The sequence below is a fragment of the Microvirga sp. HBU67558 genome, assembly GCF_018069605.1.
GTDB classification, from domain to species: domain Bacteria; phylum Pseudomonadota; class Alphaproteobacteria; order Rhizobiales; family Beijerinckiaceae; genus Microvirga; species Microvirga terrae.
Genome location: NZ_JAGPUP010000201.1, coordinates 1 through 467, shown reverse-complemented (window position 1 = coordinate 467; position 467 = coordinate 1). Strand labels below are relative to the sequence as shown.

1 protein-coding gene is annotated in these 467 nt (G+C 66.8%); it reads left to right on the top strand.

Annotated elements, in window-relative coordinates:
* The coding region (locus tag KBI52_RS00835) for an FtsK/SpoIIIE domain-containing protein (protein WP_256439447.1) at positions 1–467 on the top strand (467 nt) is incomplete at both ends.

The following is a 467-nucleotide window of genomic DNA, read 5'->3' as shown; positions in this document are numbered from 1 at the left end:
GGCTTCAACGCCCGGGTGGTCGAGGCCAAGGCGAAGGCCGAGACCATCACGCGCACGGTGCAGACCGGCTTCGACCGCGAGACCGGCGAGGCGATCTACGAGGACGAGGTGATGGATCTCGATCCCTTGCCCTACATCGTGGTGATCGTCGACGAGATGGCCGACCTGATGATGGTGGCCGGCAAGGAGATCGAAGGGGCGATCCAGCGCCTGGCCCAGATGGCGCGCGCCGCCGGCATCCACGTGATCCTGGCCACCCAGCGCCCGTCGGTGGACGTGATCACCGGCACGATCAAGGCGAACTTCCCGACCCGGATCTCGTTCCAGGTCACCTCGAAGATCGACAGCCGCACGATCCTGGGCGAGATGGGCGCCGAGCAGCTCTTAGGACAAGGCGACATGCTGTACATGGCCGGCGGCGGGCGGATCACGCGCGTGCACGGGCCGTTCTGCTCGGACGAGGAGGT